The organism is Streptomyces sp. NPDC043996, from assembly GCF_056435225.1.
In genome coordinates this window covers 35963-50771 of the sequence record NZ_JBWKEY010000010.1, presented here as the reverse complement: position 1 = coordinate 50771, position 14809 = coordinate 35963, and the positions used below count along the sequence as shown (strand labels likewise).

14 protein-coding genes are annotated in these 14809 nt (G+C 69.7%); 8 read left to right on the top strand and 6 right to left on the bottom strand.

Annotated features, from left to right (window positions below):
- Positions 1–74 precede the first annotated feature (74 nt).
- Both AC07A4_RS25400 and AC07A4_RS25395 read right to left on the bottom strand, forming a co-directional pair.
- Positions 75–305, bottom strand: a complete 231-nt coding sequence (locus AC07A4_RS25400) for an integrase (protein ID WP_478602543.1) — start codon at positions 303–305, stop codon at positions 75–77.
- Positions 302–592: a helix-turn-helix domain-containing protein gene (locus tag AC07A4_RS25395; protein WP_478602541.1), complete on the bottom strand. Its 291-nt coding sequence runs from the start codon at positions 590–592 to the stop codon at positions 302–304. Before AC07A4_RS25395 ends, AC07A4_RS25400 begins: the two co-directional genes overlap by 4 nt.
- Positions 593–872: 280 nt before the next feature.
- Here AC07A4_RS25395 and AC07A4_RS25390 point away from each other — a divergent pair, with 280 nt between their 5' ends.
- The 3 genes from AC07A4_RS25390 to AC07A4_RS25380 all read left to right on the top strand — a co-directional run bounded on the left by AC07A4_RS25390 (position 873) and on the right by AC07A4_RS25380 (position 3358).
- Positions 873–1280 (top strand): XRE family transcriptional regulator, encoded by a 408-nt coding sequence (locus tag AC07A4_RS25390; protein WP_478602539.1) that lies wholly within the window; start codon positions 873–875, stop codon positions 1278–1280.
- Between the two features lie 248 nt (positions 1281–1528).
- Positions 1529–1732: a hypothetical protein gene (locus tag AC07A4_RS25385; protein ID WP_478602537.1), complete on the top strand. Its 204-nt coding sequence runs from the start codon at positions 1529–1531 to the stop codon at positions 1730–1732.
- 3 nt (positions 1733–1735) lie between these two features.
- Positions 1736–3358, top strand: coding sequence for a site-specific integrase (locus AC07A4_RS25380; protein WP_478602535.1), 1623 nt, complete (start codon positions 1736–1738; stop codon positions 3356–3358).
- A 362-nt stretch (positions 3359–3720) separates the two neighbouring features.
- Here AC07A4_RS25380 and AC07A4_RS25375 read toward each other — a convergent pair whose 3' ends face one another.
- Both AC07A4_RS25375 and AC07A4_RS25370 read right to left on the bottom strand, forming a co-directional pair.
- Positions 3721–4902: a LeuA family protein gene (locus AC07A4_RS25375; protein ID WP_478602534.1), complete on the bottom strand. Its 1182-nt coding sequence runs from the start codon at positions 4900–4902 to the stop codon at positions 3721–3723.
- A gap of 14 nt (positions 4903–4916) precedes the next feature.
- Positions 4917–6773 (bottom strand): FAD/NAD(P)-binding protein, encoded by a 1857-nt coding sequence (locus AC07A4_RS25370; protein ID WP_478602533.1) that lies wholly within the window; start codon positions 6771–6773, stop codon positions 4917–4919.
- A 392-nt stretch (positions 6774–7165) separates the two neighbouring features.
- Here AC07A4_RS25370 and AC07A4_RS25365 point away from each other — a divergent pair, with 392 nt between their 5' ends.
- The 5 genes from AC07A4_RS25365 (at position 7166) to AC07A4_RS25345 (ending at position 12023) form a co-directional block, all read left to right on the top strand.
- Entirely contained in the window at positions 7166–7723 is a 558-nt protein-coding gene (locus AC07A4_RS25365) for a cysteine hydrolase family protein (protein ID WP_478602531.1), read from the top strand.
- Positions 7724–7820: 97 nt separating this feature from the next.
- A complete protein-coding gene (locus tag AC07A4_RS25360) occupies positions 7821–8936 on the top strand; it encodes a pyridoxal phosphate-dependent aminotransferase (RefSeq protein ID WP_478602529.1) in 1116 nt (371 codons plus the stop codon).
- Between the two features lie 55 nt (positions 8937–8991).
- Positions 8992–10392: a 3-isopropylmalate dehydratase large subunit gene (gene leuC, locus AC07A4_RS25355; protein WP_478602527.1), complete on the top strand. Its 1401-nt coding sequence runs from the start codon at positions 8992–8994 to the stop codon at positions 10390–10392.
- Between the two features lie 11 nt (positions 10393–10403).
- Entirely contained in the window at positions 10404–10991 is a 588-nt protein-coding gene (leuD, locus tag AC07A4_RS25350) for a 3-isopropylmalate dehydratase small subunit (RefSeq protein WP_478602525.1), read from the top strand.
- 24 nt (positions 10992–11015) lie between these two features.
- Positions 11016–12023, top strand: a complete 1008-nt coding sequence (locus AC07A4_RS25345; RefSeq protein WP_478602524.1) for a TauD/TfdA family dioxygenase — start codon at positions 11016–11018, stop codon at positions 12021–12023.
- 61 nt (positions 12024–12084) lie between these two features.
- Here AC07A4_RS25345 and AC07A4_RS25340 read toward each other — a convergent pair whose 3' ends face one another.
- Together AC07A4_RS25340 and AC07A4_RS25335 are read right to left on the bottom strand one after the other, a co-directional pair.
- Positions 12085–12984 (bottom strand): LysR family transcriptional regulator, encoded by a 900-nt coding sequence (locus AC07A4_RS25340; RefSeq protein ID WP_478602522.1) that lies wholly within the window; start codon positions 12982–12984, stop codon positions 12085–12087.
- A gap of 106 nt (positions 12985–13090) precedes the next feature.
- Positions 13091–14767, bottom strand: coding sequence for an FAD-binding oxidoreductase (locus tag AC07A4_RS25335; RefSeq protein ID WP_478602520.1), 1677 nt, complete (start codon positions 14765–14767; stop codon positions 13091–13093).
- Positions 14768–14809 lie beyond the last annotated feature (42 nt).

Sequence of the window (14809 nt, the reverse complement as noted above, 5' to 3'; positions counted from 1 at the left end):
GCTTTCTGTGCAGTTGAGGCGCCGAGTCGGGTGGGTCGCCGGGCCTGGCAGTCGGGCGGCCCCTCGGCGCTTCTTCAGTGGGTTTGCGGCGTTCCCTCGGTGAGGCCGAGGAAGGCCAGGAGGTCAGTGCGGCGCACGCGCATGGCGCGTCCGAACCGCAGGACCTCGATTGGGAATTCGTCAGCGGCGATCAGCGCGTAGCCGGTGTCACGGCTGATGTTCATGGCCAGAAAGGCCTCCTGCGCCGTCGGCATCGCAGGCAGCGCCAGCACCTCCTCGGGGCTGAGCGCGGCCGTGGTGCTCATGCGCCCACCGCTTGCGGCTGAGCCGGAACGAAGTGCCGTCCAGCGCGCTCGCAGGGGACCCACAGGACGAGGACGTCGACGCCGATCGCTTCCGCGATCCGCTTGGCCTTCTCCTCGGGGATGAGCTCCTGCTCGCCGGTGCGTAGTGCGCTGACCGTGCCGAGGGAGATGCCAGCAGCAGCGGCCAGTCCGCGGACGGTGATGGCGGCGCCGGTGCCGGTGCGCTCCATGAGGTCGCACAGCAGCTTGCTGCTGTGCAGCCGGTGCATGCGCATGGGTGTGCTCACGTTCACCTCGCTAGATGGTTCATTCAGCGATCTGAATGCGATGAGCATTGCACTGCCTGAACGCGCTGTCCAGATGGTTGAACGGAGTGTTCTGTGAAGGGGTGTCAGCTTCCGGTCAATGCGCCCGCACTCTCTGGCGCACACGGGGTGTGTGCTGAACAATCCGTTCAGTGGACAGAACGGGATGCGCGCCTGAGCGGGAAAGGTTGCCTCTCAGGGCTCTTGACTTACTGAACACACGCCGACCCCCACAGCGCCCAGGAGTGGCAGGATGACCCCCATGGCTGCACAAGAGATCCCCCGAGGTGAGGTCGCCCGGACTCAGTTCCGGGACCTGATTCGCGATCGGCGGGCGACTCTGCGGCTGAGCCTGAAGGACTTCGCGGCGCACGCGGTGGACCCGGTGACCGGGGAGCAGGTCAAGTCTGGGTGGATCCACCGCCTAGAGACGGGGGAGCCCGTAACGCCGCCGCAACTGCCTGAACTGCGCGCGCTGGCGGTGGCTGCCGAGTGTGACCTGGAGGTGCTTCAGGACGCGGCTGGGCAGCAGTTCCATGGTGTGGATCCAGTGAAGTCGACGAGTGGCGAGATGGTCGCCTTCGTGCGGCGAGCGGAGCGTCTGACGCCGGAGCAGCGCCGCCAACTCTCTGCATTTCTAGATGCGTTCATCCCGGGGAAGCAGGGCTAAGAGGGGATCGGGGAGTTGGTCCTGCTCACCCCTAAGAGTCACGTTCTGTAGCCGTTTTGCACTTCCTGTAGTGCGAACCGAGCGGCGGTGCCATCCTGTCGACCTGCCTCGCAACTATTGGGGCGCAGGTGAATGCACGCTTTCGAACGCGTGATCGATAAGGAGGGGGAGAGATGGGACGCTCGCGACCAGCAAGAGCCTGGTGGCAATTCAGCGACGATCTCCCAGATGGAGAGGTCCTCCTGCCCGTGCTGACGGACAAGGGCACCGTCATGGTGGTCCGCCGAGGGGAGATGACCCCCCGGCTCCTGGACGAGCTCAACAGATGCCTGGACCACCTGATCGGTACCGGCATCTGGAGCCCCGGAGAGGATGGAAGCGATGACACCGTGAAACAGGCAAGCGTCGACAAGCGGCTCGTGCGCCCGTCGGGCCGGAGCGAAGAGGAGTAGGCAATGCCGTCCACGCGTCGAGCCGGAGGAGTCGCCAAGCGGTGCGAATGCCGCGGCCCTGACGGCAAGCGGCTGGGGCAGAAGTGCCCCAACCTGCGCAGACGCGGGCACGGCGGCTACGAGCTCCACCAGGAGCTACCCAAGGACACAGAGGGCCGCCGTCGGCGTTTCCGCCGTACCGGATACGCAGGTACCAAAGAGGCTGGAGCCGACCTCTCCCGGCTCCAGGCCATCCTCGACCTGGCAGGCGACGACCCCGAGGACCAGCGCCGCGTCGGCGACCTGCTCGCCGACGTCGACAAGCGGCGCGCGCCGATCCCCAAGCTGGACGAGGTCTCCCGGCGACTCGGGGTCGGCGTGCCGCTCGACGGAAAGATGACCATTGCCCAGTGGCTGGACCGCTGGATGGCGACCAAGAAGACCCGCACGACCACGAACAACGGCTACCGGTCACACATCCGCGTGCACTTGAAGCCGCGCATCGGGCACATCCGCTTGGACCGGCTGGGCGTCGGCCACGTGCAGGAGATGTTCGACGCGATCGCCGACGAGTCTGACGTGATCCGTGCCGAGAACGAGGCACGGCAGGAGCAGGAGGACAGGGCGCGATGGCCCCGCCCCGGCCGGCCGCCGGCCGCCGAGCGGCCGCGCCTGGAGGCCGAGCGAGCGAAGCTCGCCGAGATGCCGCCGTACCGGAAGACGAACGGCCCGGCCACATGGCAGGCGATCCGCCGCACCCTGCGCGCGGCCCTGAACAAGGCCATCGCTACGCAGCTCATCACTTTCAACGCGGCCGCCCATGTCGAGCTCGACCCGGCGGCGCGCCCTAAGGGGCTGCTCTGGACCGACGAGCGGGTCCGACGCTGGCAGGAGACAGGTGAGGTCCCGGGCCCGGTCATGGTGTGGACCCCGGCGCAGCTCGGCACGTTCCTCGACGAGGCAGAGCCACACCGGCTGTACGCGGGATTCCACCTGATCGCTCATCACGGGCTGCGCCGGAGCGAGGGCGTCGGCCAGGAGTGGACGGACGTGCACCTCGTGCAGAAGTACCTGGACGTCCGCAAGGGCATCGTCGTTGACGGCTGGACGCCGATTGAGGGGGACCCGAAGACGGCGGGGTCTTCCGCCCCGGTGAAGATCGATGGCGGGACGGTCGTTGTCCTGCGCGACCATCGGGTGCGCCAGCTCGCTGAGCGCGACGCGTGGAACGCGCGGGCGGCCGAGGAGCGGGCGGCGGGCAAGGACACGCAGGACTGGGTGGACACGGGGAAGGTGCTCACGGCGGAGGACGGCTCGTGGCTCCACCCTGACGTGCTGTCCCGAGAGTTCGAGAAGATCATGACGGTGACAGGGCTGCCGCCGATCAATCTGCGCGATCTCCGGCACGGCGCGGCTGCGCTCGTGAAGGCGGGCGGTGGGGATCTTCACGACGCGAAGGTGAAGCTGCGCCACTCTACGATCACTTTGACCAGCGACACGTACATGGAGTTGTTCGAGGAGTACGAGGACGAGCTGGCGGAGCGGTCGGCGGCGGTCGTGCCGCGGGCGCGCCGGAAGGCGGCGGAGGCCGCCGAGAAGGCGGACGAGGAAGTTGAGGAGGTGGAAGAGGCCGATGGCGAGGGGTAGCCTTGAAGGAGTCGTAGATGGGCCTCGTCACTGCAGGTGGCGGGGCCCTTCTGCTCGGCCAATGCTCGGCCGAACGTGAGCCAACGAGACCCGATAAGGCCGGGCGAGACCTTATGGCGAGGTGGGCGGGCGACCGCCGATCTGGCCCCTGGCCAGCATTACGGCGTACCGTGACCCATGGGCCCGCACGGGACCGGACGAGACCCCTTGAAGTGTCCCCGGACTTTTAATCCATTGGTTGTGGGTTCGAGTCCCACACGGTCTACGGATGCGGGGTGCGGGGAAACTCGTGCTGATCCGCACGGAACGAGGGCCCCGACCGGGACGGTCGGGGCCCTCGTTGTGGGGCGGTCGCCGGGGTGTCAGGCGGCCACCGGGTTGCGGAGCCCGAGCTCGTTGGCCAGGCGTTCCTTCAGGACCTCCAGGTCCTCGCAGTCGCCGCCGGTGCGCTCGGCGATGTGGACGCGGTACAGGTCGGCCAGCTCCTCCTTGGTGACCTCGATGCCGAGCTGATCGAGGAGGTGGCGCAGGACGGCACGGCCGGAGTGGCGGCCGATGAGCAGGGACCGCTCGCGGCCGAAGCGCGCGGGCTCGGCGTATTCGTACGTGGCGGGGTTGCGCAGGATGCCCTGCTGGTGGATGCCCGCCGCGGTGGCGAAGGCGTAGGTGCCGAAGATGGCCTTGTTGCGGGGCTCCTCCATGCCGATGACCTTGCGCAGCGCGGTGTACGCCGCGTACATCGAGGCCAGGTCGATGTCGGTGCGCAGGCCCAGGTGGTCGCCGCGGTAGGCGAGGAGGGCGGCCACTTCCTCCAGGGGCGTGTTGCCCGCGCGCTCGCCGATGCCGCCGAGGGTCGCCTGGACCTCGTCGGCCCCGGCCTGCAGGCCCGCCACGGCGTTGGCCAGGGAGAGCCCGAAGTCCTGGTGGCAGTGGGTCGCGATGCGCACGGGCGCGGGCGCCCAGGTACGGAACGCGGAGATCAGCGCGGCGTACTGGTCCGGGGTGTGGCAGCCGGAGGTGTCGGCGACGACGAAGCACGTGGCTCCGGCGGCGATGGCCTCCTGGGTGATGGCCCGGAGGAGTTCGTGTTCGCCGCGGCTCGCGTCCTCGATGCCGATGGAGACCGATTCCACGCCGAGGGAGCGGGCGTAGGCGACGGTGTCCACGACCTCGGCGACGGCCTCGGCGCGCGAGATGCCGCGCTTGTGGCGCAGGTGCATATCGCTGCCGGTGGCCATGATCTGTACTTGGTGGTTGGCCGTGCCGCCCGCTTCCACCGCGGTCGTCACGTCATCGCGTACCGCACGGCAGAACGTGGTGAAACGGGCCGTCGTCAGGTTGTTGGAGATCAGCTGGGTGGCTCTGAACTCGCTGCGCGAGGAGGCTGGGAAGCCCGCCTCGATGTAGTCGACTCCGAGCGCTTCGATGCGCAGGGCGATGTCGAGCTTCTGCTGCGGCGTCATGGCGTTGCCGGGGGCCTGTTCGCCGTCGCGGAGCGTGGTGTCGAAGACTGAGATCCGGCGGGCTTCAGCGGACTGCTGCATGGATTCCGTACTCCTCAGACCGTGTCCAGCACGGTGCGTGTCAGGGTGTCCATCGGGGAGAGGGCGTGTGCGGCGACGGCGTCGGCGTCCCGGACGAAGTCCGTCCAGAACCCCGGCCGACTGCTGCCCGCCTGCATGAACCAGCGGGTGTGCTCGGTGGGGATGCCCAGGACGTAGAGCCCTTCGTCGGGGGCTCCGGTGCTGGTCAGCGGGTGGAAGGGCGAGCCGGTGACGGCGACGCCGCCCGTGTCGAAGGCGTCCGGTCCCGTGCCGTTGCGGAAGCCGGTCCACAGCCCTCGCTCGATCAGGCGGCGGGTCAGCGGTGCTTGGTCCCGGTGCAGGTCGGGGGAGGGCACGCGGGCGTCGATCACCGTGTCCACGTACACGTGCGAACCGGCCACGTGCGGGGACGAGCAGAGGAAGCGGCCGGTCGTGGGATCGCCCGTGAACCGCGTGTGCGGGCCTACGACGCGCAGTGCCCCGCAGGCGACCAGGGCCGCGACCTGCCGCAGCCGGACGCGTGGCGGTCCCGCCGCGAGGAAGGAGCTCCTCGGGTTGTACCAGCCGATGAAGTCGTCGCGGTGTGAAGCCGGGAGCAGGCCCGCGAAGTCGACGAAGCCGCGGATGAGCGCGCGGGTGTCCCGCAGGACGTCGAGGGCCGCCTTCAACGGCGAGTCGACATTGCCGAGTTCGGCGTGCGCGAGGTCGCTGTCCACGGCGTTCAGGAGGGCCTTGTCGAATTCCTCGGGCGTGGCGTACGTCCGCCCCTCGAAGGGGCGCGCCAGCTGGTCGAGGTTGATCGGCGGCAGGTCGTCGAGGCCGTACCGGTCGGCCGTACCGGCCAGCTTCGGCGGTCCGGCCGCGGCGGCCCTGACGGCATCCGCGATGAAGTCCCGGGCGGCCGACTCGCCCGCGCGGCGGCGCAGTTCCGTGGCGTAGTAGACGAGTTCCACCTCGGCGAGGAGCCAGGGGACGATGTCCGCGCGGAAGTCGTACGGTCCCTCGGGACGCGCCCGGCGCACGCGGTCGGCGGTGAAGAGCACGGGCGTGTAGCGGTGGTCGGCGTGCTTCTGGTTCCGGCCTCGGGCGGGCAGCGGCATCGCGCTGCGGGAACCCGCCACGAGCAGCGGCTCGTTGCCGCTGGGCTCATAGACGAGCCCGCCGATGCCGTCGTCCCGGAACGTACCGCCGCGCCCCAGGGTGAGCGCCGCCATCACGTCGTAGAAGGAAAGGCCGAGGCCGAGAATTCCGACCGCCGAGCCCGCCGGAATGCGGTCCAGCGGCATGTCCGCCGTGGAGTCGCCCCGGATGTACGAGAGCTCCGGGCGGCCGGCGGCGAATTCGGCGAGTTCCCGCTGCGTTCCGGTCAGCCGCGGCTTGGTGTGTCCGGTGGTCAGCACCACGCGGTCGGCGTCGAGCGCCGTGCCGTCCGCGAAGGTCAGCCGGTAGCCGTCGGGGCCGGGTTCCAGGTCGGCCACCGCCGCCTCGGTCCGATGCAGGCGGACGTGCGCGGGCAGCGCCTCCTCGACCGTGCTCAGGACGTACAGCATGTAGCGGCCGTGGACCGCGCGGGGCGCGTAGCCGTGCGGGCCCGGACAGGTGGCGTCGACGGAGCCCCACCAGTCGGCCAGGGAGGGTCCGGCGCCGGGGCGGTGCGGTCCGCCGTCCGGCGGTCCGGAGTACGCGGAGACCTCACCCGCCACGGTGTTCATCAGGAACCACTCGGGCTGGTCCGTCCGCCAGACCCGGCCGCAGCCCACCTGCACGGAGTCGATCAGGTGGATGTCCACGGGGCGCCCGGGGGGCGTCGCGAGCAGCCGGGCGGCGAGGCGCTCGACCACGGAGAGGCCGCGCGGCCCGCTTCCGACCACCGCGACGCGATACGGAGCCGCACCGGCCGATCCGGCGAGATCGGACAGTGAATTGTCATCGGCAACACGGAGTGTCAAGACAGGCCATTCCCTTTCGAGTTCCCACGATGGCGTTTCCGCCGAGGCGTTCTCGCCGCGGTGTTCCAGGTGCGTCAGCGCGGCTTTCCCGCGTCGGCGCCCAGAATTCGATTGCGCCGCGAACCACCGTAGAGGCGCTTGTATTCAAGCTTCAATGACCTCTTGCTCATGCTTCACATGAATTTCCCTCATGCACCGCCGAGTTGGCGATTGGCCGGTTTTCCGGTGGTACTGTGGCGGCGCCTCGATCTCCACGGCAACTCGATCTGTTTCAACAGGAGGAACGCGTGATACGGCGACCGGCACTTCTGGTGATGGACCTCATCAATGAGATCGTCCATCCGGACGGGAAGTACGCGGGCGACGGATATCTGGAGCAGGTGCGGCGTCGCGGCGTGCTCGACCACGCCGCCGATGCCATTTCCCTGGCCCGCGCCCAGGGAATTCCCGTGCTGTACGTCGTGGTGGGGTTCTCGCCCGACTACGCCGAGTGGCCCGAGACGTCGCCGGTCTTCCGCGAGGCGAGGGACGACCAGCGGATCGTGCTGGGCACCTGGGCCACTCAGGTGCACGACCAGCTGAAGCCCGCCGACGGCGAGCCCGTTATCGCCAAGCACCGGCTCAGCCCCTTCCACGGCACCGAACTCGACGGGCTGCTGCGGGCGCGGAACGTCAACACCCTGCTGCTCACCGGGGTGACCACGGACCTGGTCGTGCTGTCCGCCGCGCGTGAGGCACACGACCGCGACTTCACCGTCGAGGTCCTTGAGGACGCCACCGCGACGTCGGACGACGCCCTGCACCAGGCCGCGCTGACCGTCCTCGCCCGCACCGCGACGATCAGCTCCGTCCGCCAGGCCCTGGCTGACTGACCAGGGCGCGCGTCCCGAGGAAGGCAGAACCGTGCAGCACCGCCTGTCGAACCGGATTTCCGGAATCGAGAAGTCGGCCACTTACGCCATATTCGACATGGTGCGTAACCTACGCGCCCAAGGGGCTTCGATCCTCGATCTCGGCGGCGGTGAACCCGATTTCGCCACGCCTCCGCACATCGCCGAAGCGGCCATCACCGCGCTGGCCGACGGATTCACCCACTACACGCCGAGCCGTGGCCTTCCCGAACTCCTGGAAGCCCTCTCGGATAAGCTCGCCAAGGACAATGGCATTCACGCCGAAGCGGCCAGCGACATCATTGTCACGCCCTCGGCCAAACACGCCCTCTACATTTGCTTCCTCAGCGTCCTCGACCCCGGCGACGAGATCCTCGTACCGACGCCGAGCTGGGTCAGTTACGGCGCCATGGCGCAGCTGGCCGGGGCCCGTCCTGTGCCGGTGCCGCTCGCGGCGGGCGAGGGGTTCCGGGTGCGCCGGGAGCTCCTGGAGCGGCAGGTGTCCGGCCGGACCAAGGCGATCGTCGTCAACACGCCGAACAATCCGACGGGGCACGTCCTCGACGCGGACGAGGCCCGCGACATCGCGGAGTTCGCCGCCGCGCACGACCTCTTCGTCATCTCCGACGAGATCTACGAGAAGATCCGCTACGGCGGCGCCCGGCACCTCAGCCTCGCGAGCCTGCCGGACTGCGCGGACCGCACGCTCACCGTCAACGGCTTCTCCAAGGGCTACGCCATGACCGGGTGGCGGCTCGGCTACGTCGCGGGCCCCGCGGGCGTCATCGGGGAAGTCCTCAAGGCGCAGCAGCACACCGTCGGCTGCGCGGGCTCGTTCGTTCAGCGCGGCGCGCTCGCCGCCCTGACCGGGCCGCAGGAGCCCGTGCGGGACATGGCCGACGAGTACGCGGCCCGTAGGTCCCTCGTCGTTGACGGCCTCAACGCGCTGCCGGGTGTCTCCTGTGCCGCGCCGGGAGGCGCCTTCTACGCCTTCGCCGACATCCGCGGCACCGGGTTCGACGACGCCGCCGAGTTCGCCGCCTGGCTGCTGACCGCCGCGGGAGTGGCGGTGACTCCGGGCACCGCGTTCGGGCCGGGCGGCGAGGGGCATGTCCGGCTGTCGTTCGCGACGTCCCGCGACGTCATCGAGCAGGCACTGGAGCGGACCGGCACCGCCCTTGCCGCGCGCTCCTGACCACCGAGAACTTCAGCAGCCACCGAGAGCTGCCAGCCGAGGGACGGAAACTGACATGGGATCGACACTGGCCCAGAAGGTATGGGACGCGCACGTCGTGCGGGACGGTGGTACCGAGGACGACTTGGTCTACGTGGACCTCCAGCTTCTGCACGAGGTCAACACCCCCCAGGCCTTCGACGCCCTGCGCGCCGCCGGGCGCACCGTCCGCCGGCCCGACCTCACCGTCGGAACCGAGGACCACAACACACCGACACTCGCCCTCGACCGGCTCATCACGGACCCACTGGGGCGGCGCCAGGCGGAGCTGATGCGGGAGAACTGCGCGCAGTTCGGCATCCCGCTGCACCGCCTCGGCGACCCGGACCAGGGCATCGTGCACGTCATCGGCCCGGAACTCGGGCTCGTCCGGCCGGGGATGACGATCGTGTGCTGCGACTCGCACACCACGACGCTCGGCGCCTTCGGGGCCCTCGCCTTCGGCATCGGCGCCAGCCAGGTCGAGCACGTACTCGCCACGCAGACCTTGCCCATGCGCCGCATGAAGGACATGGCGGTGGAGGTCACCGGGCGGCTCGCGCCGGGCGTCACCGCCAAGGACCTGGTCCTCGCGCTGATCGCCGAGATCGGCACCGGCGGCGGCCAGGGGCACGTCATCGAGTACCGGGGAGAGGCGATCTCGGCCCTGTCGATGGAGGCCCGGATGACGCTGTGCAACATGTCCGTCGAGGCGGGCTCCCGCGCCGGGATGGTCGCCCCGGACGAGACGACCTTCGCGTATCTGAAGCAGCGCCCCGGCATGCCCGAGGGCGCGGCCTGGGACGAGGAGGTCGCGTACTGGAAGACGCTGCGCACCGACGCGGACGCCGTCTTCGCCCGGCGGGTGCGCCTGGACGCGAGCGCGCTGAGTCCGTATGTGTCCTGGGGCACGAACCCGGCCCAGAGCATCCCGCTGCACGACCGGGTTCCCGCCGCCGATGACTTCGCCGACGCGGACGAGCGTGCCGCGGCCGCGCGCGCCCTGGAGTACATGGACCTCACGCCCGGCACCCCGATGCGGGACGTCCCCATCGACACGGTCTTCCTCGGCTCGTGCACCAACGGCCGGATCGAGGACCTGCGCGCGGCCGCGGCGGTGCTGCGCGGGCGCCGGGTCGCCGACGGGCTGCACATGATGATCGTCCCCGGCTCGGCGCGGGTGCGCCGACAGGCCGTCGAGGAGGGGCTCGACCGGGTCTTCGCCGCGGCGGGCGCCGACTTCCGGGCCGGGGCGGGCTGTTCGATGTGTGCCGCGCTCAACGAGGACCGGCTGCGTCCGGGCCAGCGCGCCGCCTCCACCAACAACCGCAACTTCGAGGGCCGGCAGGGCAAGGGGTCACGCACCCACATCGTCTCGCCGCCGGTCGCCGCCGCCACCGCCGTGGCCGGCCGGCTCGCCGCGCCCGCCGATCTGTGAGGACCCCGCCCATGGAACAGTTCACCGTCCACACCGGAACGGCGCTGCCGCTGCGCCTCAGCGACGTGGACACCGACCAGATCATCCCCGCGCGGTTCTGTGTGCGCTCCACCCGCACCGGGCACGCCGACGCGCTGTTCGCCGACTGGCGGGACGACCCGGACTTCGTCCTCAACAAGGCCGCCTACCGGGGCGCCACCGTGCTGGTCGCGGGCCCCGACTTCGGCACCGGCTCCTCGCGCGAGTACGCGGTGTGGGCGCTGCAGGACTACGGCTTCAGGGCCGTGATCGCGCCCCGCTACGGCGATATCTTCCGCGCCAACTCCCTGCTGAACGGGCTGCTCACGGTGGTGGTCCCCACCGATGTGGCCGAGCGCCTGTGGGCGGCGGTGGAGGCGGACCCGGCCGTCGAGGTCGTGGTGGACCTGGTGGCGCTGGAGGTGCGCTGCGGGGAGCTGACACAGCCGTTCGCACTCGACGAGGAGGTCCGGGCCCGGCTGTTGTCCGGCGAGGACCTGATCGACGCCACGCTGCGGCACGAGGACGCGATCGCCGCCTACGAGCGCGGCCGCCGCGCGGCCCTGCCCACCACCCGATAACCACCTTTCAAGGAAGGCGAACCCATGGAACCCCTTTACGTCCTGACCGACGCCGAGCGCGACGAGCTGACCGCGGTACTGGAAGGCGTCGCCAAGCACCCCTACGAGGACTACCCGGCGTTCTCCCGTGCCGTGGCCGACGTGGTGGACCGCGGTGAGGTCCCCTCGTTCCTGACGGAGGTCTGCGAGCGGATCCGGCGCGACCGCGAGACGGGGGTCGGTGAGGCCCACGTGCTGCGCAACTGCCCGCTGGACTGCGAGATCCCCGTACTCGACCTGGACGACCCGGTCGCGGACAAGCACGCGAAGAAGAAGACCTTCGTCGGCGAGACGTTCCTGGAGCTGTTCGGGCAGCTGGTGGGCACGCCGCTGCTGTCGTACGCGACGCGGTTCAACGGCGACTTCTTCACCGACGTCATCGCCATCAACCGCTACAGCGGCATGCAGACCGGCTTCAGCGACAGCGAGTTGGTCTACCACAACGACCGCACCGCGCACCCGGTCCGTGCCGACTTCATCTCCCTGCTCGGCATGCGCTGCCCGGAGGGCGACTACGTCTACACGGGCTTCGTCGGCGGCCGGAGCCTGCTGGCCCACCTCAGCGCCGAGGAGCAGGAGACGCTGCGGCAGCCGTACTTCTTCACGCCGTACGACGTCCTCTCCCGGGACAACAACGGTGATCTCACGGACTCCGGCACGCACCCGATCCTGGAGAACGAGCACAGCTTCCGCTACCTGGACACCAGCACCACCGTGGTGCCGGGCGCCCCGGAGAAGGCCAAGGACGCGCTGCTCTCGCTGAAGAACGCCCTGGTGAAGGCGGACAAGCAGAGGCACAGGCTGCTGAAGGGCGACCTGTTCACCTTCGCCAACCAGGACGGGCTGCACAGCCGCGACAAGATGGAGATCAACGACCCGGAGCGGGCCCGTCAGCGCTGGCTGCTCAAGACGTACGCGTTCCGCGACCAGGCCGCCGCTGACCGGCACGGCGACCGCTGGATCGACGGCGTCCAGGGCCGCGTCGGGGACTGACGCGGCGGACACCGCCAGGCCCCGGCACCGGTGTGGGTGCCGGGGCCGGGGCGGTTCGGCGTCAGGACATCGACGGCAGCCGGTGGCGGATCGGGCAGGTGCGCGCCAGGGCCTGTGCCGACCGGATGAACTCCATGGTGAGGGAGCGCTCGTCGGGTTCGGCGCTCACCCCGAGGGCGATGTGCCGCCGCACCGCCGGTTCGAAGGGAACGGCGACGAGGTCCTGGGGCGTGGTAGGGATCGCCAGGGAGGGCAGGACGGTGACCCCGAGCCCCTCGGCGACCATCGAAAGGACCACGTGCAGGTCCTGGATGCGATGGGCGACGCGCATGCGGGCGCCCGCCGCCTGGAACAGCAGCCGCAGCGTGGGCTCGACGCCGTCGGCGGGAATGATCAGGTCCTCTTCCGCCAGGCGCCACACCGGAAGCCGGGGCACCGAGGCCAGGTGGTGGTGGCTCGGCACGACGACGCACATCTCGTCCTGCAGCAGCGGGTACGTCGTGAGGTTGTTCTTCGGCAGCGTCACGATGCCCACGTCGATGGTGTGCTCGTACAGCATCTCGGCGATCCTGCGGTCGTTGCCCTCGCGCAGGCCGATCTCCAGATCCCGGTGCCGGGCGCGGAAGTCGGCGATCAGCCGGGGCAGCAGTTGCAGGGAGAAGCTCTGGCTGATGCCGATGAGGAGCCTGCCCTCGGCGCTCGGGTGGGCGGCGCTGGCCTCCAGCTTGATGCGTTCGGTGCCCGCGAGGACGGAGCGGGCGTGCTCCAGGATGCGGCGGCCCGCCTCGGTGAGATCGACGCCGGAGCGGTCCCGTCGCATGACGCCGACCCGCAGCTCCGCCTCCAGGCCCGCGATCGCGTGGCTGACGGCCGACTGGGTCACGCCGAGGGTGTCCGCGGCCTTGGTGAAACTCCCTTGGTCCGCAATCGCTACGAACGCGGCCAGCTGAGAAAACTTCATGTGAGTGATCCGTTCGAGCTGTCGGTGCCCCAGCGGGCGGCCGGACAGAGTCGACTACGCCCCGGGGCGGGGCCCAGCCCGCCCCGGGGCGTACGTCAGGGAGCGACTACGACGTCGGCAGCGCGACGGACTGCGCGTGACGGAAGACGTTCTGCGGGTCGTACTTCGCCTTCACCCGCTGAAGGCGCGGATAGTGATCCTTGTAGTAGAGGGTGTGCCAGGGAACACCGGAGGTGTTCTGCGCGGGATCGGTGATATCGCTGTCCTGGTAGTTCACATAGCAGCCGTCGGTGGCGGCGTTGGGTGCCGGATATCCACCGGTGGATGAATAGACGTCGGTGAAGATTTCCCGGAGCCAGGCCACGTTGTCCGCGTCCGCTGATTTCCCGGTCCACTGGGTGGAGAACAGCGCCTTGAAAACCGAGTCGCGCTGCGCGGTCGCCGTTTCGGAGGGCTTGACCTCGCTCACCTTCCCGCCGTACGGGAAGAGGATGAGATTGGACATCGGGTTCTTGTGGTCGGTGCGGGTCAGATGCTGGTAGAGCGACGCGATCTGCGCGGCCGTGAATCCCCTGCGCTGATACGCCGACTTGTAGGCGCCGCGCAGGGTGGGGTTCGTCAGTGACGGGTAGTGCGTGCCGATGAGCCGCACCGACGTCAGCCATGGAATCCGCTGCGGGGTGAACAGGTCGGGCAGCGGCGGCTGTTCGCCGACGGGCTCGGTCATCGGCTGGGTGTCGATGCCGACCGTCGAGGTGATCGTGGACAGGTACTTCTTGAGCTTCGCCTCGGCGTCCGGCACGGAGGCGTCGATCTGGGTCACCAGACCGACGTTCCCGTTCGCCTTGTGGTTGAGCATCAGCAGGCCGCACAGCGGCGCGTACGGGGAGTCCGGGGCGCTGTTGCGCTCGTGCCAGGTGCCGTAGTTGCGCAGCAGCGTGCCGAACCGCCCCTTGTCCAGCTCGGACCAGGGCAGTGTGACGGCGCTGAGCAGCACGTCCTTCGGCGGCCGCATCAGCTGCCCGGAGGGCTCGCCGCCGGACGCCCCGGGGGTGCGGAACCAGAAGCGGGTGACGATGCCGAAGTTGCCGCCACCGCCGCCGGTGTGCGCCCACCACAGGTCGTGGTGGGGGTCCTTCTCATCGCGCGTCGCCACCACGCTGCGCACGGTTCCGTCGTCGTCCACGACCACCACCTCCACCGCTTCGAGGTGGTCGACGGTCAGGCCGTACTGGCGGGAGAGGAGGCCGAAACCGCCGCCGGGCACATGGCCGCCGACCCCCACGGAGTAGCACATCCCGGCGGGAAGGCCGACGCCCCAGCCCTTGTAGAGGCGCTGGTAGACGTCCATCAGCGTGGCGCCCGCCTCGACCGCGAACGCCTCGCGCTCCTCGTCGTAGGAGACGGCGGACATCATCGTCATGTCGATGACGACCTTGATGTCGCGGTTGAAGACGTGGTCGGCGTAGCAGTGGCCGCCGCCGCGCACGGAGACGCGCTTGCGGTCGCGGACCGCCTCGCGCACGGCCTGCACCACCTCGTCGGTGGAACGGACCAGGCGGACGTAGTCAGGGGTGCCGACCCACCGGGTGTTGTGCCCGACGGTGAGTTCCGGATAGCGCGGATCGTCCGGCAGGACGGTGATCGGCGTGGCCTTGCCGCTGCTGCCCGCGCCGCCGGTCGCGGCGAACGCCCGGGAATCGGGAGTCCCCCATTCCACCGCCGCGGCTCCGGCCAGCGCTCCGGTCATGGTGAGGACGGAGCGTCTGCGCACGTTTCCCATTTTCGGGCCCTCTCATTAATAGCGGAGGGAAACCTGGAAAAT

Bases quoted from the DNA above. Each gene is read 5' to 3' on its own strand.
- AC07A4_RS25360 (WP_478602529.1), top strand. From the start codon at position 7,821: ATGGTGCGTAACCTACGCGCCCAAGGGGCTTCGATCCTCGATCTCGGC.
- AC07A4_RS25340 (WP_478602522.1), bottom strand. From the start codon at position 12,984: ATGAAGTTTTCTCAGCTGGCCGCGTTCGTAGCGATTGCGGACCAAGGG.
- AC07A4_RS25400 (WP_478602543.1), bottom strand. From the start codon at position 305: ATGAGCACCACGGCCGCGCTCAGCCCCGAGGAGGTGCTGGCGCTGCCT.
- AC07A4_RS25345 (WP_478602524.1), top strand. From the start codon at position 11,016: ATGGAACCCCTTTACGTCCTGACCGACGCCGAGCGCGACGAGCTGACC.
- AC07A4_RS25365 (WP_478602531.1), top strand. From the start codon at position 7,166: ATGGACCTCATCAATGAGATCGTCCATCCGGACGGGAAGTACGCGGGC.
- leuD (WP_478602525.1), top strand. From the start codon at position 10,404: ATGGAACAGTTCACCGTCCACACCGGAACGGCGCTGCCGCTGCGCCTC.
- AC07A4_RS25335 (WP_478602520.1), bottom strand. From the start codon at position 14,767: ATGGGAAACGTGCGCAGACGCTCCGTCCTCACCATGACCGGAGCGCTG.
- AC07A4_RS25380 (WP_478602535.1), top strand. From the start codon at position 1,736: ATGCCGTCCACGCGTCGAGCCGGAGGAGTCGCCAAGCGGTGCGAATGC.
- leuC (WP_478602527.1), top strand. From the start codon at position 8,992: ATGGGATCGACACTGGCCCAGAAGGTATGGGACGCGCACGTCGTGCGG.
- AC07A4_RS25390 (WP_478602539.1), top strand. From the start codon at position 873: ATGGCTGCACAAGAGATCCCCCGAGGTGAGGTCGCCCGGACTCAGTTC.
- AC07A4_RS25375 (WP_478602534.1), bottom strand. From the start codon at position 4,902: ATGCAGCAGTCCGCTGAAGCCCGCCGGATCTCAGTCTTCGACACCACG.